This window comes from Herpetosiphon sp. NSE202 (assembly GCF_042688385.1).
Lineage (GTDB): Bacteria > Chloroflexota > Chloroflexia > Chloroflexales > Herpetosiphonaceae > Herpetosiphon.
The window spans coordinates 246306-264959 of the sequence record NZ_JBHUPY010000015.1; the positions used below are offsets into that span (position 1 = coordinate 246306).

Consider the following 18654-nt stretch of genomic DNA (forward strand, 5'->3'; position numbering starts at 1 on the left):
TTTGAGGTAAAAAAGCCCGTTTTGCTGGCTCCCGCTTCGTCTTTGCATTATACCATACCTGCTTGTGGATAACTACGTGAATAAGCTGTGGATTAAAGGTGTAAAACATTATGTCGAGGTTTACTACTAACCAAAATCATAATCCTGACATATATTGACAGTTGAAATCTTCTTTGCTATAGTTGGATTTAGCTATATGGATAGTTGGGGGATATGGCGATGTTAAGGCTATTACATTGGCTGGTAAAGCCACTATTGCTCGTAATTGTTGCTGGAATAAGCTTTTTTTTGCTTAAACGAAGCTTCAATTTTAGTGCAGATCAAGATATCGATCTTTTTATTGGCATACAGGCAATTGTATTAATTCTTAGTATGGTTAGCATGAATCAATCAATCAAAGTAATAAGTTTATATGGATTGACGTTTGTTGGAATGTGGTTTTTATGCTATTACCTCTATGTTTTGCTTCAATCAAATCGTTCAAATAACCAATTTTGCGATGATATGTGCCTTGGCTATCAATTTGAAAATGATCCAATCTATTTCGGGTTACTAATAACCGGTTTAGGTTTTGTTTTGATTGGATTATTATTTAAAATCATTACCAATAAATATAAAGGCAAGCTACTGAATGCTCAGGCGATAATCTAGAACCAATTTTTCCTGAATTAGATGAAATTGCCCAAGAACGCTAAGTTAAGCATGAGCCTAATTGGCTAAGAAATTAGGCTCATGTTTGTTATTTAGCGTACAACCTGCGGCAAATAGAACAGATATGTTTCAACTTCGCTCGCGCCAAAACGCAGGGCCGCCACGCCCAACGAGGGCGTGGCCCCAACATGGGTAAATTTGCCTGCAATATACAAATGCTGATCATTGGCACTAATTTGGGTAATTTCGCCATTCGCAGGCTGGTTGAGGCCTTGCCATGTTGTGCCATCCCAACGGGCTAGCGTGCCAGTAGCAACATTATCGACGTGCTCGAATGGCCCACCAACATATAAAAAATTATTATCATCGGCAACCAACACATTGGGCACCTGATCGAAGGTTGCAACCACTTGACAGTCTGTTCCATTGAAGCGGCACAATTGATTATGGTCTAGGAAATAGAGCGAGCCGCGCCAACCAACAATTTGCAGGCTCTTTTGGCTATCGGCAATTCCAACAGTGTCAATTTGTTGCCAACTTGTGCCATTCCAGCGCTTAAAATAGGTGTGCCAATAGCCGCGTTCGCCACTTGGCTCAACTGCATATAATTGATTATCGGTCATCAACACCTTATCAAACCAGCCCAGGATACCGCCATGATCGGCTAGATTGCTCATGTTGCCTTGATCAAGCTTGATCACGCCTTCCAATGAACCGCCATAAAGCTTACCCAGAAGCTGCGTGCCAGAAATAGACCACGTGCTAATCGTTGCACTCTGACTGAGCGGATCACTGAATGAAACGTCTGGCTGAATTTGCCAAAGGTTGCGTTTAATGGTGTCGGTGGTCGTAATTGGGGTTTCAGCAGCAAAATAGCTGGTTTGATCATCAACCGATAGCACTTCGAACGATTCTGTGGTTATTTTGCGTAGCAACGGTTGCCAACTCTGGTTATGCCAACTAAAAAGCGTTTGATCAGACCATGAAGTTAATGGGTTGAAGTCGCTCGTAAGGGCAATTGGCCGACCTTGCTGGCCGCCAAGGCTCGCAACATTGGCATAGCGAATGGTTGTGGCCAGCGATTCAAGCTGGGTTCCATCCCAACGGACTAGGCTGCTTGGCTGCCCATTGAGTGTAAAATCGCCTGCAAGATACAGGATATTGTTATGGTTGGCGAGGGTGTTAATCTGCCGAATTTGCATCGGCAAATTGACCAATTGCCAAGCATCGGAGGTAAGTTGATGCAGGTATTGGCTATCGCTGACATACGTTTGCTGATTGGCGAGTTGGGTCAAGCTCATATAATTCAAATTGAGCGAGGTTGGAATGCTATTCGTCCAATCATCGGTTTGCCAAAATTGTAATTGGCTGATCGTGCGGTTTGAATCAGCATACATTGGGCGATAGAAGCCATTATTGCCTGCAAAAACCCAATCAAAATTATAGCGTTGGATTGGCCCAAGCCAAGGCGGCTCAATCCATTGATTATTTTGCAAAAAAGCATAGCTCAGCGGATATTGCTCCTTGCCTGGATAAACATGGGTGATCATCATGCGATTATCAACCAGCGCCATTTGGCGTACGTCGGCAATCGGATGGCTGGGTAAGTTTATAACTTGCTGATTACGCCAGCCAATGATTCCTGGGGTTAGTCGATTATTGAAGTGATTGAAATTACCTGCTAAATAGAGCGTATCGCTCATAACCCCTAATTGATTAATTCCTGCTGGGTCACCATTCTCGTAACTAACCCCCGTGCCCACTTGCTCAAAACTTGTCCCATTCCAACGAGCAATTCCGTTCAGCGGAGTTCCAGCCAAGTGCTTAAACCGACCACCAACATACAGCTGATTGTGATAGTAGGTGGCTGTCGCAACCGTACCACTTTCTTGCGCATGCAACCCGTAGCTTTGCCAAACTCCTTGCTGATTCAGGGTGGCTAGCCCATTCACGAATTGACCATTGAGATAGTTAAACTTGCCCATAATGGTTAATCGGCCATCATCGGCAAATACCAAATCGGTGATCGTCCCCGGAATATTGAGCTTGTTGGCCAACTCGCTATCCCATGTTCCTGTGATCGATTGAGCCTTTGGGAGCGGTCTCATACTTGGGTTAAATTGCTGCGAAGCACTGAGAACCGCAGGTGATTGAGCCGCAACCACTGGCGATCGCCGCATAAGGCCCAAAATTACTAACTGCAGAACAACGAATAACAACAGCATCCGCCAGAGTGATGAACGGCTTGGCAGCATTGACAAACTCCTTAATCATTGTTGAGCAAAACAACTAACTATGTATTGGTATATAGCAGACTTTTGGTTATTTGTAAACATTGTAAAGCGAATGAAAAAACCCTGCTCCATATTTGGAACAGAGCTGTCAGAGTAGTTGCTCAGCCAAGTTGTTAGAGCCAAGCCGCCAGCAGATAATAGACCAAGGGCGCGGTAAACAGCAGCGAATCAACCCGATCGAGCAAGCCACCATGGCCAGGAATCAGGTTGCCCGAATCTTTGACTCCTGCTTGGCGCTTTAACAATGATTCGGCTAAATCGCCCAACGTGCCGCCGCCAGCGCCAATCATGCCTAGAACAATCATTTGAACGATGGTTAGTTGCATGCCTAAAAGCGCGACAATCCCAATGCCAGCAGCAATTGAGGCGATTGTGCCGCCAACAAAGCCTTCCCAGGTTTTCTTGGGGCTAAGCAAGGGAGCCATTTTGTGCTTGCCAAAAGCGCGGCCTGCAAAATACGCGCCGGTATCTGAGGCCCAGGTTACAGCAAAGGTTGCGTAGATCCAGGCTGCGCCAGTTTCGATATTGAATGAGTTTAGTGGGCCGCCACTCAGGGTTGGGCTAGAATCAGCGCGTAGCAAGACAAAATGGCTGAGCATCGCTCCCGCATAAATTGCACTGCCCAAACTGGCAGCCCACGCATCAAGCGCGCCCGTGCGATCCTTGCGACTAATTTCGTAGATCAAACTAGCCATTGCGCCAAGCGCCACCACCGCGCCAGTTAAATTGACGTTGGTGCGTGGTTGAGCGACCGCTGCCGCAACAAAGGCCAAGCCAAGGCCAACCGCTAATGGCAAACGTGGATGATAGCCACCAGCCCGCAAAATCCGTTGAATTTCATAGATGCCGATGACCACGGCGATGGCAATCAGCGCGGTTGTCCACCAACCGCCCAACCACACAATGATCAACACGACCGGAGCTAATACCAAAGCGCTTGCAATTCGCGTGCCCAACGTGGCCTCCTCTATGCGTTTAAAGGCTGAGAACGTTGGTTAGCATACCACGAATTAACGTCCCCAAAAATGCTGCACAATATCTTGATCGAAGGTTTTTTGACCATAATCGTGCAAGATGCGCAAGATCTGTGCCCGATGGTCGGTCGCATGGTTGGTAATTTGCAGCAAAACCTGCCAGCGCGCCAAATTAATGCCCGGCAAGACCTCGGCTAATTGCTGATCATTGAGTTGCTCGACATAGCTGGCTACTTGGCCGCGGATGTCGTTAAAAACTTCGCGCACGCTGCTAATCGTCGTGTATTCCGCTGGATCGAGGTGGGGAGGCCGTTGGCCAGATTGCAACCCAGTGAGCCAAGCCCGTTCGACGCTGGCAACATGCACCAAATGGTTGCGCAATGAGCCATGAGAATAGGCGTAATCGGCGCAAAATTGTTCGTCGCTCAAGCCCTCGATGCTTTGCCAAATGCGTTGATCAAAATCGGCGTTATAAGCCACCAAACTTTTGATAATCGTGAGTGCTTCCATCATATACCTCAACACAAAATCAATGAGCCAAATGATAACATAATTCATTTCAATTGTGAACATTTGTGCGTAAATATAACTCCTGCATGAGACTGATGGAAACGTTCTCGGAATACATATAATGCGTTTATGGACATATCATAGTTTTTGCAAACAAGGCTAGGCAGGTTATGGAACAGCAGGAAATTGACGCGCACGTTCGGCATAATGTGGTGGTTAATGTCGCCGATGGAGCATTTTTTGGAGCCGCAACCGGCATCGCCTCGTTTGTGACGGTTATTCCATTGTTTATGCATACCTTGACCGATTCGGCGCTCTTACTTGGTTTGATTTTGGCAATTCGCTCGGTTGGTTGGCAGTTACCCCAATTATTAACGGCGCGGCGCGTAGCTTCGTTGCGACGCTACAAGCCAATGGTGCTGCTCATGACAATCAACGAGCGCATGCCATTTTTTGGCTTGGGTTTAATTGCCTGGTTTGCTGCTGATTTAGGCCGTGAATTGGCGTTATGGCTGGCCTATATGCTCTTAATTTGGCAAGGCTTGGGTGGCGGCTTAACGGCGACCGCTTGGCAAACCATGATCGGCAAAATTATGCCTCAACGTTGGCGCGGCACGTTCTTTGGGGTGCAATCTGCTGCCGCCAATCTTTTAGCGAGCATTGGCGCGGTCGGCGCTGGCATTATTTTGAATAAACTGCCCTCGCCGCTGGATTTTGCGCTGTGTTTTGGTATTTCGGGCATCGCGATGGTTATCTCGTGGTCGTTTTTGGCCACCACCAAAGAGCCAAGCCGCGAGCCAGAATATACGCATGGCAGCCAACGTGATTTTTGGGCCAGCATCGCCACTATTCTCAAACGCGACCACAATTTTCGCTGGTTTCTGGCGGCGCGCATTATCTCGCAGCTTGGCTTGATGGCAACAGCCTTCTTCACGGTTTATGCAGTAAAACGCTTTGGGTTGGATGATCAAACTGCTGGAATTATGACCGCGATTTATTTGGTTACCCAAACCATTGCCAACCCGATTATGGGCTGGCTGGGCGATCGAATTGGCTATCGGCGGGTGATGGAAGTCGGTGCACTGTTGGCCTTAGCTGCTGGCGTGGGTGCATGGTTAGCTCCAGCCTTGGGTTGGTTTTATCTGATTTTTGCCCTGGCTGGCATGGCAAACGTAGCCTTGTGGACGATAACTATGGCCATGACCTTGGAATTTGGCAGCCCTGCCGAGCGCCCAAGCTACATTGGTTTGGCCAATACGCTGGTTGCTCCGGCAACCTTGCTTGCGCCCTTACTTGGCGGTTGGCTGGCCGATTCGGCAGGCTACACCTATACGTTTGCGGTGGCGGCTACTGGCGGGTTGCTGACATGGCTGATTCTGCGCTTTGGCGTGCGCGATCCCCAAACTGCCAAGCCAACCAACGAACCACAGATCGATCAACAGGTTGTAGCACTTTCCTAATGTTGATCCACGAAGAGCACGAAGAGCACGAAGGAAGAAACCGCGAGGCACGCGAAGATTAAGTTTTTTCGCCACAGATTGGCTCAGATTGTTCTCACTAGCCTAAAGCTTGGCCACTGAACCCTATGCTCTATGTATAATGGTTTATTGCATTAACAACGACTTGATCCCCTCACCCCAACCCCTCTCCCACGTGGCGGGCGAGGGGCTTTAACACCCTGGTTTTACCGCAATTCTTCATTCAAAACGGCGGCTCCCCCTCGCCCACGTTCAGTGGGAGAGGGGGCTGGGGTTCGCGATAATTCCCATTCCATTCGCCCGTCCTCGCCCCCCCTCGCCCGCGTTCAGTGGGAGAGGGGGCTGGGGGGTGAGGGAACATGGTTGCTAATCCAATGTACCAATACATCTATGTTCTATGTTCTTGGTGTTCTTCGTGGTTTCCTTCATCCTTCATCCCTCATCCTTCATCCTTTCTGAGCCTCTGCGTTAAACATAAACTTTCATCCTTCATCCTTTGTTGCTTATCCTCGGCGGGCTAGTTCGGTGGCAATCGGCAAGGTTACCCAGAAGGTTGTGCCACGGCCAAGCGTGCTGGTGGCCCAAATCCGCCCGCCATGGAGTTCGATCAAGGCTTTGGTGATTGATAAACCTAAACCTGTGCCGCCAATTTTGCGGGTTGTCGAGTTGTCGACGCGGAAAAAGCGCGTGAAGAGCTTGGGTAAATCATCTTCGGAGATGCCCATGCCTTGGTCGCGCACAGCGATAATGACCGAGCGCTCGTTGGGCAGCGGCGGCGCACCAGGCGGCACTTTGCGCAATTCGCGCACAATCAGCGCCACTTGGCCGCCATTGGGCGAATATTTGATCGCGTTTGAGAGCAGATTGGTCAAAATCTGGCGCACTTTATCTTTATCAGCAAAGATCGGCGGAATAGCTTCGGGAATATCAATTAACAAACGATGCTTCTCGGAAATTGTTTCGTTGAGCTGCTTGGTAATTTCGCGAATAATTTGGTGCAGCGAAACCACCCAGCGATTGAGCTTGATCTGGCCAGCATCTAAACGCGAAAGATTGAGTAAATCATCGACCATTTTCGAAAGTTGATTGGCCTGATCATACACGGTTTGAATAAATTCTTGACGCTCGACTGGCTTGAATTCACGGGCCAGCAGCAATTCGGTATAGCCCAAAATCGAGGTCAATGGTGTGCGCAATTCATGCGATACCACCGAGACAAATTCGTTTTTCATCTTGTCGATTTCGCGCTCGCGGGTCACATCTTCAATCACCACCAAACGGCCAGTAATTTGATGTTGGGCATCTTTGACCGGAGTTGAGCGCAATTTCAAATCTTGCAGCGGCTCGCTCAAGCGCAAAGCCAATTCGAGGGTTTCATCGGGGTGGGCTTGGCATTCGGCAAAGAAATCGGTCAATTCTAATGGGTGAGATAACCGCTTCAGCAGCAAGGGCAAAATATCCCATGGCAAATACAGCGCAGTTTCATCGGCTGGCTGCTCGATTTGCCAAAGCTGATACCAGGCAGGATTGGTGCGCAAAATCTTGCCTTCGCTATCGGTTAAGGCTAAACCCAAGGGCAAACTAGCCAATGTTTGTTGCAATTGCATGCGCGCTTCGAGCAATTCGCTATAGCTGGTAGCACGTTGTAATGGCCGCGCCGCCACATCGGCTAAGGCTTGGATAAAATACAGATCGCGGGTGCTAAACAATGGCTCGCGATTGGTTGAAAGCACAAGCACCGCCCAAGCCTCGCCCTCAACCCGAACTGGCACGACGATTTCGGCTCGCACATCGGGAGTTGAAAGCTGCCATTCGCTATCGTGGGCAATATCGGTTAATAATGCAGCTTTGCCAGTGCGGGCTACGCGCCCAACTACGCCAACATTCCATGGCCACAAGGCACGCTCGCTAATGCCTGAGGCAGCAGGATACCCCTGCGATGCCACGAGTTGATATTCGCCATGCTCGCGATCGACCAGATTGATTGCGCCAGCGCTGGCCTTCACGCCGTGGATCGCCCGCTGCAAAAGCGTGGTTAATAGGCTAATCACATCGGGCGCAATCTCTAAATCGTGGGTTAATGCTCGAACATCAAGTTGTTGTTCGCTGTTTGTCGGATGAATCGGTCGGCCCCAGTGTGATTCGCCAATGGCGGTAGCGAGCAAGGGCAATAAATTGCTCAATAATGTGCGTTCGCTAGCGCTGAATGTGCCATTGCGCCGCGCCTCCAACACGCCCCACAAGCGGCCTTCCCACTGCACTGGTAGCCCCAAATAGCATTGCATATCTGCTTGCCATTCGCTGGCAACGATTGAGCTGGTGGTAAATGGGCTGGGTGGCAAGGCTGGCGCAGTATGCTGATCGATCACGACTGGTTGTCGCCGCCGCACCACCTGCAGCATCCTGGTGTTATCCCACACGGCGCTGGTACGATGCAACGGCAAGACAACGTGGGGGCGAGCATCTGGCTCATTGAATAAGGTTAAGCGTAAATCGAGCTGAGGATAGCTATCCGCCAACATGCCAAAACAATGTTGCAGGCGTTGCTCGAAGGGTGTGGTTGCCAGCAACGTTTGAGCCAAGCTACTAAATAAAGCAAGCGTCGACATAGAATCCTCAAAGGTGTAGCGGTTGTCAAAAATTAGTGGGCGTTGGGAATGTGGTGGCCTTGCTCAAAGAGTTCGCTCGCGGCCAAGGCTGCACCGATAATGCCAGCGTTATTTTGCAGCGTAGCGGGAACCAAGGGCGCGTTGGTTTGCAAAAATTGGCCAAATTTATCGAAGCGTTTGCTCACGCCACCGCCCATAATCAACAAATCGGGCGAGAATAAGGCTTCGATGCGGGCCAAAACTTCGTTGACTTTCTCGGCCCATTTTGGCCAATCCCAACCTTTTTCTTCGCGCACCCGATCCGAGGCCCGATGTTCAGCGTCTTTGCCGCGAATTTCCAAATGACCAAGCTCGGTGTTGGGAACCAGCAAGCCTTGCACAAACAAGGCGCTGCCAATGCCAGTGCCAAAGGTCAGCATCATTACAACCCCATGATGATCTTTGCCTGCGCCATATTTCATTTCGGCCAAGCCAGCAGCATCAGCATCGTTGAGCATATGAAACGGGCAGCCAGTCGCTTGCTCGAACAATTGGTCGGCATTTGCGCCAACCCACGCTTGGTCAACATTTGCAGCACTGAGCGTATGCCCATTTTTGACGATTGCCGGAAACGTACAGCCAATCGGGCCATGCCAATTTAATTGTTGAACTAATTGCTGCACCGTTTGAGCCACAGCCTCGGGGGTTGCTGGTTGGGGCGTGCTAATCCGCAAGCGTTCGCTAATCATCGTGCCTTGAGCGACATCAACAATCGCCCCTTTGATGCCTGAGCCACCAATATCAATGCCCAAAATTGCCATTGTCCTACCTCACTACACTACAAGCCATGAATTGCTCTATTGTACTACGCTTGCAAGCCAAAATCAGCCGCGCTGGATTACCAAATGCCAACAATTGGGGGTCGGGGATCAGGAGGAAAATCAAAAGGCAAAAGTCAAAAGTCAAAAAGCAGAACATAGAGCAAAGAACATAGAACATAGGGTTTGGGATTAGTGGCATTGCGTTAGTAGAATATCATCAAATCTGTGGCTAAAACAACCTTCGCGCTCTTCGCGTCCTTCGCGGTTTCGGTCTTCGTGCGCTTCGTGGATCAACCCAAAGGATTAACCAACTTCTCACCAAAACAGGACGATTAGCCAACATTTTTTGCTCAAGCCTTTGTTACAATAGATAACACGATTATTGTCAAGATTCATGAAGGGTAGCCCATGGCTTCATCAAGCAGTTTTATCATCGTTCTTTTAGTAGTGGCATTGATTGGCTGGTTAGCAACTGTCCAGTGGATTCGTACTCACGAACGTTTCTCCGATCGGATCAAGCGCCTGTTGGTGCTGCCTGCCTGGTTTCCATGGATGGGCGCAGCGCTTGGTGTACCGGTGATGCGTGGCGATATGCCGCTTGGTGATTTCGGCAAGGCTATTGCCAGTTTTGTGGTTGGCTTAGGCGTATTTTGGCTTACCCGCCGCGAAGTCTAAAGCGTTTTCGTTCCTCTCTACACCTCATTCCACCCACGCCTTCAGCAATTTTTTAGCAGCATTCCGCTGCTTGCTTAAACCCATGGTTGCATTATTGCATCCATGGGTTTGAGCATGGCTAGTCCCTGAATAGGAACAATGGGGCGATAGTCATTCCTTAGTTGTATGCAAAAATTAGCATATCGTGATATGATTAACCTATTGCTGCTTAGACAGGAATCGTGCAGATGCTTGAAAAACGAACTTTAGCTCAAAGCCTACATCTTCCACGGCAATGGCCGTATATGTTTCGGGCGTTAAATCATCGCAATTTTCGCCTCTTTTGGTTTGGCCAACTGATTTCGCTGATTGGCTCGTGGATGCAATCGCTGGCCTTGCAATGGTTGGTCTACCAAATAACCGGCTCGGCCTTTGCCATGGGCACGGTTGCTGCCTGCACCGCCTTGCCAGTTTTGTTGCTCTCGCCCTTCACTGGGGTCTTGGTTGATCGCTATTCCAAGCGCTGGGTGGTGTTTTGGGCGCAAATGGCCGCCATGATTTCATCGTTGACCTTGGCAATTTTGACCTTCAGCGATAGCGTGGTCTATTGGCATGTCTTGGCTTTAGCCTTGGTCAATGGGATGGTTAATGCAGTGGATATGCCAGCCCGCCAAGCCTTTACCTCAGAAATGATCGGCAATCGTGATGATCTGATGAATGCGATTGGCCTGAATGCCTCGATTTTCAATGGCGCACGGGCGATTGGCCCAGCAGTTGCCGCCATGTTGGTGAGCGCTGTGGGCTTAGCTTGGGCCTTTTTGCTCAATGGCTTGAGCTTTATCGCAGTATTGATTGGCTTGATGATGATGACGGGCCTGATTGCGCCAGCGCCCCGCAAAAGCAATAGCTCATCGGTTAATGATTTTATGGATGGTGCGCGCTATGCCTTGCAAACGCCACTCATTCGGATCATTTTGGTGCTTGTGCTGGTGCCAAGTATTTTGGGCTTTGGCTATACCTCGTTGCTGCCGATTTTTGCCGACCAAATTTTGCTTACGCCGCTGATTCCTGAAGGCTCAACTCGTTTGGGCGCGATGATGGTAGCGAATGGGATTGGCGCTTTGCTGGCGGCGCTACGGGTAGCCCGCACCAATGCCCAAACCGATCGCCGCAAGTTGTTGCTGAATGGAGCATTGGGCTTTGGCTTGGGCATCTGTTTGCTAGCGCTCAATCGCTCGTTTTGGCTGGCTTTGCCAATTATGACCTTCACTGGCTTTTCGATGGTCAGCTTTTTGGCGACCGCCAACACCATTCTGCAAACCACCGCTGTCGATAGCTTGCGTGGGCGAGTGATGGGCTTTTATGTGATGACCTTGGTTGGTTTGGGCTTGGTTGGCAGCTTGCAAGCAGGCTTTGTGGCCGAACATTGGGGCACGCCAATCGCAACTGGGATTGGTGGCTTGGCCTGTGTGATTTCGGCCTTGCTTGGCTTGCGTTCCAAAGCCTTATTGAGCTTGGTTCCACGCCGCGAACAAGCCTGATTGGAGGTACGCAATGGCGCGTGCGAAAGCGCAGTGATCGTTTAGCGATCACTGCGTTCTTAATTTAACGACAGATAAATAAGCCAACTGCTTTTTGAATTGGGAACACCCCTTGGTTGGCGGCTAATTGCTCGCTGACCAACTCGCGACACAGATCCAATGATTCCTCGCTTAGGCGTTGGGTTGAGCGCACATACGCCACAATTGGCTCAACTTCGGTGACGGCCAAATTATTCTCAAAATCGATTCGCTCGACATGAGCAAATTGAGTTTGTAATAATTCAGCTCCGTTGTCGAGGTTAAAACTCAAACTAAATGGCGTAATATCGGCGCTGGGATCGACCGCTTGAATCAGCTCTTTGATTTCGTACATATGCTGGTTACCATTGGTAGCGGCAAAAAACGTGCCATTTGGCTTGAGCACACGCCGAATTTCGGCTAAGGCCAAGGCTTGGTCGGCAACGTGATAGAGCATATGGTTGGCAATTACCACATCAAACGAAGCGTCGGCAAATGGCAAATAATGGGCATCGATTTGGCTGAAATTAAGCTGATCAAGCGCGCTAAGCTGAGCTTTGGCTGTGTGCAGCATGCCCAGCGAATGATCGCTAAAGCTAATCTGCAACTGGCCTAAATGGTTGCGCTGCTCGTGCCATAAGCGCCCAGTGCCGCCGCCAAGCTCCAACACTCGCCCTTGTTTGGGCAATTGCATGGTTTCCCACAGCCAATCCACCCAATCTTGTTGGTTGGTGCTAAATCGCTCGTGAATCGCGATGCGGGCTTGGAGATTGGTGCTAGTGCCATATTGCTTGGCTAATTGCTGGCGCATAGTCATAATCAAGCTCTCCCACTAAACAATCCTAGCCTTGGAAAATATGTTGATTGTGATAGCGCAAAAAGGCTGGATCGGGCTGAAACCTCGCAGGCAGTTCGATCTGCCGTTGATCGTAGGCCAATAATAGATCGTTTGTAGCCGAATTAGCTGAGGATTTGATGAGGGTTGCAGCAATGGATGAGAACTTCCCCTCACCCCAAACCCCCTCTCCCGTGGCGCGGGCGAGGGACTTTAACGCCGTGGTTTTTGCATGATTGGTGGTGAAAATTGATGCTCCCCCTCGCCCGCGTTTTCGTGGGAGAGGGGGCTGGGGGTGAGGGAATGTTTGACCACCACACTCTTTATTAACAACCTACCCTTGAAAGGAGGTGGCTGGGGGTGAGGGAACTAAATTCTAAACCTGCTCGCTGCCAGTTGCGAGGTAGTAGAACAAGGCCATGCGCATGGCAACGCCGTTGGTAATTTGGGTTTCAATGACTGAGTGCGGGCCGGTTGCTACATCGGGCATAATTTCAACGCCTTCGTTCATCGGGCCTGGGTGCATCACAATCACATTGGAGTTGGCGCTGGCGACACGAGTCGCATTCAAGCCAAACCGGCGGCTATATTCGCGCAACGATGGCAACAAGCCGCCTTCCATGCGTTCGTGTTGCAGGCGCAAGGCCATCAATACATCAGCGCCTTCGGCGGCGTGATCGAGGCTATGCGAAATTTCGACCTTGGGCCAAGTGCTTTGCCAATATTTGGCTGGGCCAATCAGGGTTGGCGGGCCACAAACCACGACTTTAGCGCCCATTGTGGTGAGTGCCCACAAATTGGAGCGCGCCACGCGGCTATGCAAAATATCGCCGACAATCACCACTTTTTTATCGGCCAGTTCGCCCAATCGTTCGTGCATCGTGAAGAGGTCGAGCAAGGCTTGGGATGGATGGGCGTGGCGACCATCGCCGCCATTAATCACCGAGCCACGGAAATGCTGGGCCACCAAGTAGGGCGCGCCACTTTGGCCATGGCGCATCACAATGTAATCTGCGCCTAGCGCTTGCACCGTGCGCACCGTATCAACCAACGATTCGCCTTTTTTGACGCTGGTATCCTTGGCTCCGAGGCTGAGCACATTGGCCGAAAGCGCTTTGGCAGCTAGCTCAAACGATGAACGAGTGCGGGTGCTATCTTCCCAAAACATATTGACCACAATTTTGCCGCGCAAAGTTGGCACTTGCTTGACCGGGCGCGCCAAGATGTCTTTCATCTGGGCGGCGATAGTCAACAAGCTGCGTAGTTCGTCGGCACTCCAATCATCAAGATCAAGCACATGCCGACGGCGCGGAGTAGTGGTTGGCGAACTCATAGAAATTCTCCATCTATAGCAAGTTGCATATTAATCAAAAGCGCTTAGGTTGTGGCCTAAGCGCCTTGACGATTTAGCGACGGGCTGGCAATGCTGCTCGCCAGCGTAACGCCGCTTCAATAAAGATGTCAAGCTCGCCTGCAAGGGCGGCTTTGGGATTTGTATGCACGGTTTCGGTGCGCGGGTCTTTGATGGTTGAGCGTTTGCCCAAGTGGTAGCTGCGCACCACCGAACCCCAAGCATCGTCGCTTGGCTGAATAAAATCATCGAGCTTTTTCATGGCCAAGCGGGCTAAAAGCAGGCTGTGCAAGAGTTCGCGCACTGCCCGCTCGCTGCCTGCGCAGGCAAAGGCCGCCGTGCCACTATAGCGATGTAACGCTCGCCCAGTTACCCGCAGCTTACGCAAAAAGTAGCCATCGGCGCGAGTATTGTTGACAGTCGTTTCGATTTCGCTGCTCGCTGGGGCTGGCGTATCTTCGGTTGGCACTGGCAAAACTGTAATTTGCACTTGGGTGACCGTTTTGAGCCGTGGCTCGCCGCCAGTTTCGGCAATTCGATGCGTGCCTGCTTCGCTGCGCAATAAGCCAAACGCTCCTGAGCCGCTAACCTGCAAGGTCACCCGAATCAGATTATCTTCTGCTGGCGTTTCATCAATGACCTTGGCTTCAAAGCGCTTGCCCAGCGACCATTCCAAGTAGGCATTGGCCAAGTTGCGTACCCAGCGCAAGCCAGCTTGGTCGCTCTCCAAAACGATATAGGCATCGTGCCAATCTTCTGGGTTGCTGAACAACATTTCTAGCTCGGCAAAGCGCAACTCGCGTTCGAGGCGTTTGGCCATGCGCATCAGTTCGGGGAACAAACGGCGTTCGTTGCGCTCGCGAATGCGTTGCAAAAGTTGATCTGCATCGTGGTACAAGCGCCGCAGATCGTCGCAACGGCCAACGCGCCGTGCCACATTGCTCAACTCAGCCAGCAAAAACTGCGCTTGATCGTGATCATCCCAAAAGCTGGGGCTGGACATTTCGTCCATCAGCTCGGTTTGGCGTTCGCGCGCTTCGACCACATTCAATTGCGCGATCAGATGATTCAGTCGCTTGTGCAATTGCTCGATAAATAGCGCCGCTTCTTCGACGGTTTGGGGCAATTGCAGCGCTTGCTCCTCGGGCGAGGGCAATAGCGGCTCATCATCATCATTCGCTACCCACGAAGCCTTAATTTGCTCGCGGGCAACGTACAAGCGCAACAAGCCATTGGTTTGTTCTGGGCGGGTCAGCAAAGCCGAGGCCAAGGGATAGGTGACCATCTTTTCGATTTGGCGCTTCAGATAGCGCGCGCCATAGCGAATGCTGTAGCCATGTTTGAGCAAAATATCGAGCACAGCGTCGTCAAGCTCAACCTGCACGTTGCGCCGCACCAAGCCTTCGCGTTCGAATAATTTGCGCATTTCGCGGGCGGCAATTTTGCGCATATCGCTCTGCGAAAGTGGCTTGAAGAAAATTACGCCATCAAGCCGATTGATAAACTCGGGCGAGAAAAATTCTTCAGTTTCGCGCAAAACCCGCCGTTCAACTGCTTCGATGCCTTCGCGGGCAGCAAAACCCCAAGTTTCGCCTTGCACAATCGTCGCGCCAAAGTTGCTGGTCATAATGATGATCGTATTGCGCAGGTTGATTTCCTCGCCCATCGCATTGACCAAAATACCTTCATCGAACAATTGCAAAAAGCGATTGAAAATTGAGCGATGGGCTTTTTCGAATTCATCAAGCAATAGCACCGCAAAAGGCAAATTGATCAGCGCCATGGTCAGCTTACCACGGCGTTCTGCATCGCTATCGCCCCAGGTGCGGCCAAATAATTGGGCAAAATCGTATTCGCCGCTGTAATCGGCCATATTGAAGCGCACAAACCGCTCTTCGCTGCCAAACAAGGTCGAGGCCAAGGTTTTGGCTAGCTCGGTTTTGCCCACGCCAGTTGGCCCAAGGAAGAAATACACGCCCATTGGTCGCGCCGGATCGTGCAGCCGCGCTTTGAGCAAGGCCAACTTTTGCACCATGGCGATGACCGAGGGATCTTGGCCAAGCACGCGTTCGCTGAACGAACGGCGCAGGGCAATTTCATCGAAGCGCTCATTTTCATCGAGCAATAATTTGGTGAGGCCAGTGCGATTGCCAAAACATTCAACCACATGGCGCGGCAACACTTCTGGCTCCTGCTGGCGTTCTGCCAACAACAGCGAATCTTCCAGCAATTCAATTGCCTTGCCAGGAAAAGCTTGGTTGAGAATAAAGCGGCCAGCAATATCAATTGCGGTGGCTTGGCTGGCTGGCTCAATAGTAGCGCGCTGGCGATGGCGCTCGGCCACATGCTGCACAATTTCGGCCACTTGCTCTGGTTTGGGAATCGCCAAATGAATTGAGGTAAACAAATCGGCGAACGATTCGCGATCGGCAGCGATTGCCTGCCAACGATCGGGCCGCGCTTCGGCGATAATTTTCAATTTGCCATTGTGTAAATTCGATTCAAGCGCGGCGGCCAAATCATCATCATCATCATCGCCACGTTTGACCCCAGCCCCGACCGCCGCGTGAATATCGCGAATAAACAGCAACACCGCGCCTTGCTCAGCCAATTTTCCAAACAAGGTCGAGAGATTGGCGCGCCAGCCCTCGCCAAATTGCAAGCCAGCCAACAACGAAGCAGGAGTCATCTCGTACATCGGTAAATCGCGTAGTTTTTCGGGCATATCTTGCGGCGTTTTGACCAACCGGCGCACCAATTCATGCACCAAGGCGGTTTTGCCCGAACGCGCCTTGCCCAAAATAATCGGATTGACATGATCCATCGAGGTTAATAATTGCTGAACCGCCAGCAAATCTTCTTCGCGCAAAAAGGCCGGACGCAACTCATCGCGTTCGGCGCGGGCGCGCAGATCGATGGTACAGCGGCTTAATAAATTGGCTAGTTCTTCATCTTCGACCATAATTCTCTGCTCATCTAACAATGGTGCAAGTTCATCAAGGGTCGCCAACAATGCAGCGGTTTCTGCGCGGCCATCTAATTGCAATGGTGCCACCGCTGCTCGTTTGCGCCGTGACCCAACGTGCTCCAAAAAGCGTGATGTCCGTCGCCGTCGTCGTGCTTGCCCGCTTCGCCCCATCAGTCCTCCTGCACAATTACAACACTATCTTGGGCTGAATCAATTTCACTGAGTTGCACATCAACCCGCTCATTTTTGGCGGTGGGAATATTTTTGCCCACAAAATCGGCGCGAATTGGCAACTCGCGGTGGCCGCGATCAACCAGCACTGCCAGTTGGATGGCGCTTGGTCGACCCCAATCGCTCAATTCGTTTAATGCGGCGCGGATGGTGCGTCCGGTGTAGAGCACATCGTCGACCAAAACCACGACCCGTTTGCCTAGTTCAGGCAAAATCGTGCGGCCTAAGATTGGGGCTGGCCCACGCGAATGTAAATCGTCGCGGTAGAGGCCAATATCTAGCTCGCCAACTGGCACTTGCACATGTTCGGTTTCGGCGATCATGGCGGCTAGGCGGCGCGCCAATGGCACACCCCGCCGATGAATCCCGACCAAGGAAACCAAACTTGCTCCTGCATTGCGTTCGACAATTTCATGGGCGATGCGTTTGAGGGCGCGGCGAATTTCCTCATCATTCATCAACTGTTTGGGTGTCATCGATCTGCTCCTGCCAACCAAATCTGATCCGTCGCGTACCATCTATTGTAGCCCCGATTTGGTGCGAACGCTACCGCACAGCGACCTAGGGCTAATGAATGAGTTAGCCACCCAAGCGAACCCGCACCAAGCCTTTAATATCTTGCCATGCAGTTTTAACAATTTTGACCGTCGTGCCCAAATCTTCAATCCATTCAACTGGCACTTCAAAAATGCGATAGCCCCGTTTTTCTGCTTTGAGCAAGAGTTCAGTATCAAAAAACCATTCGTTATCGCGCACCGTTGGGATGAGTTCTTGGGCTGCTTGGCGGGTAATGGCTTTGAAGCCACATTGGGCATCACGAAAACGATGCCAAAAGAGCAAGCGAATCAAGAAATTGTAGGCGCGTGAGATCATTTCGCGCTTCCATTGACGGGTTACAATCGCCCCGTGCATCAAGCGCGAGCCAGTGCCAAGGCTATAATCGCTATGAATTAATGCTGCCAGCAGCGGCGGCAAGGCACGGAGGTTGGTCGAAAGATCAACATCCATATAACAAAGCACATCAGCATTGCTTTTGAGCCACGCGGTGCGCAAGGCCCGCCCGCGGCCCCGTTGCTCCAAGCGTTCAAAATCGACCTCGCCAGGAAAGCGGCTGCGCAAATCGTGGCAAATCTGGGGCGTGCGATCAGTCGAGCCATTATCGGCGACCACAATTCGCCAACGATACGGGCATGAAGCCTGCAAAAAATCACGCAGCGCCAAGACGCTTTGCTCGAGCTGCTGCTCTTCATTCAATACCGGAATCACGATATCAACGGAGTAGTCGGTATGTGCCATACAACCTCGGAGAAACAACAAACCCCAAGCCGACGATCCGACCTAGGGCATGAGCGAAAATGCGCAAAAATTGCTATTGAGCTACACGCCTTCGCAGCCTCGCCGGACCGCATTTAAAGGACTGCTCGATTATAGTTGGCAGTCTAGGCGGTGTCAATCCTAGAAAGGATGAAGCATGAATCCTAGAAAGGATGAATTATGAAGGATGAAGAACAGAGAGCAAAGAACAATGATAAGGGCAGAAGGCAAAAATCAAAAGTCAAAAAGAACATAGAATATAGAAATGAGATTAATCGACGAAATGAAGGCTAGCGGCTGAGGACTATTGGATTGTTTGAAATGCCAACAGATGCTCCGCTAGCCAATAGCTGTAATGGTACATCGGATTGGCAACCAGGTTCCCTCACCCCCCAGCCCCCTCTCCCACGAAAACGCGGGCGAGGG

At 50.8% G+C, this 18654-nt stretch carries 14 protein-coding genes; 4 read left to right on the top strand and 10 right to left on the bottom strand.

Annotated features, from left to right (window positions below; genetic code table 11):
• The first annotated feature begins 213 nt into the window (after positions 1-213).
• Complete coding sequence (locus ACFMKP_RS18995) at positions 214-651, top strand: hypothetical protein (RefSeq protein WP_382294098.1); 438 nt, start codon at positions 214-216, stop codon at positions 649-651.
• A gap of 92 nt (positions 652-743) precedes the next feature.
• Here the strand turns inward: ACFMKP_RS18995 and ACFMKP_RS19000 are convergent, their stop codons facing one another.
• The 3 genes from ACFMKP_RS19000 to ACFMKP_RS19010 form a co-directional block, all read right to left on the bottom strand.
• Positions 744-2906: a hypothetical protein gene (locus ACFMKP_RS19000; protein ID WP_382294100.1), complete on the bottom strand. Its 2163-nt coding sequence runs from the start codon at positions 2904-2906 to the stop codon at positions 744-746.
• Positions 2907-3058: 152 nt separating this feature from the next.
• Entirely contained in the window at positions 3059-3901 is an 843-nt protein-coding gene (locus tag ACFMKP_RS19005) for a phosphatidate cytidylyltransferase (RefSeq protein WP_382294102.1), read from the bottom strand.
• A gap of 54 nt (positions 3902-3955) precedes the next feature.
• On the bottom strand, positions 3956-4432 hold the full coding sequence (locus ACFMKP_RS19010) for a DinB family protein (protein WP_382294103.1): 477 nt from the start codon (positions 4430-4432) through the stop codon (positions 3956-3958).
• Between the two features lie 167 nt (positions 4433-4599).
• On the opposite strand from ACFMKP_RS19010, the gene ACFMKP_RS19015 reads away from it, so the two are divergent.
• Entirely contained in the window at positions 4600-5889 is a 1290-nt protein-coding gene (locus tag ACFMKP_RS19015; protein WP_382294105.1) for an MFS transporter, read from the top strand.
• Positions 5890-6410: 521 nt separating this feature from the next.
• Here ACFMKP_RS19015 and ACFMKP_RS19020 read toward each other — a convergent pair.
• Both ACFMKP_RS19020 and ppgK read right to left on the bottom strand, forming a co-directional pair.
• The gene (locus ACFMKP_RS19020; protein ID WP_382294107.1) at positions 6411-8516 is read right to left on the bottom strand and encodes an ATP-binding protein; all 2106 of its coding nucleotides are present in this window, start codon (positions 8514-8516) and stop codon (positions 6411-6413) included.
• A 32-nt stretch (positions 8517-8548) separates the two neighbouring features.
• A complete protein-coding gene (ppgK, locus tag ACFMKP_RS19025) occupies positions 8549-9316 on the bottom strand; it encodes a polyphosphate--glucose phosphotransferase (RefSeq protein ID WP_382294109.1) in 768 nt (255 codons plus the stop codon).
• Between the two features lie 408 nt (positions 9317-9724).
• On the opposite strand from ppgK, the gene ACFMKP_RS19030 reads away from it, so the two are divergent.
• Together ACFMKP_RS19030 and ACFMKP_RS19035 are read left to right on the top strand one after the other, a co-directional pair.
• Positions 9725-9991 (top strand): hypothetical protein, encoded by a 267-nt coding sequence (locus ACFMKP_RS19030; protein WP_382294111.1) that lies wholly within the window; start codon positions 9725-9727, stop codon positions 9989-9991.
• Between the two features lie 227 nt (positions 9992-10218).
• Positions 10219-11511: an MFS transporter gene (locus ACFMKP_RS19035; RefSeq protein ID WP_382294113.1), complete on the top strand. Its 1293-nt coding sequence runs from the start codon at positions 10219-10221 to the stop codon at positions 11509-11511.
• 64 nt (positions 11512-11575) lie between these two features.
• On the opposite strand, the gene ACFMKP_RS19040 is transcribed toward ACFMKP_RS19035, so the two are convergent.
• From ACFMKP_RS19040 to ACFMKP_RS19060, 5 genes are all read right to left on the bottom strand, one after another.
• Complete coding sequence (locus ACFMKP_RS19040; RefSeq protein WP_382294115.1) at positions 11576-12346, bottom strand: class I SAM-dependent methyltransferase; 771 nt, start codon at positions 12344-12346, stop codon at positions 11576-11578.
• A gap of 394 nt (positions 12347-12740) precedes the next feature.
• Positions 12741-13697: an aspartate carbamoyltransferase catalytic subunit gene (locus ACFMKP_RS19045; RefSeq protein ID WP_204753411.1), complete on the bottom strand. Its 957-nt coding sequence runs from the start codon at positions 13695-13697 to the stop codon at positions 12741-12743.
• 73 nt (positions 13698-13770) lie between these two features.
• Complete coding sequence (locus tag ACFMKP_RS19050) at positions 13771-16854, bottom strand: AAA family ATPase (protein WP_382294118.1); 3084 nt, start codon at positions 16852-16854, stop codon at positions 13771-13773.
• Positions 16854-17390, bottom strand: a complete 537-nt coding sequence (gene pyrR / locus ACFMKP_RS19055) for a bifunctional pyr operon transcriptional regulator/uracil phosphoribosyltransferase PyrR (protein WP_054535825.1) — start codon at positions 17388-17390, stop codon at positions 16854-16856. Before pyrR ends, ACFMKP_RS19050 begins: the two co-directional genes overlap by 1 nt.
• 103 nt (positions 17391-17493) lie before the next feature.
• Positions 17494-18210, bottom strand: coding sequence for a dolichyl-phosphate beta-glucosyltransferase (locus ACFMKP_RS19060; RefSeq protein WP_110514117.1), 717 nt, complete (start codon positions 18208-18210; stop codon positions 17494-17496).
• Between the last annotated feature and the right edge of the window lie 444 nt (positions 18211-18654).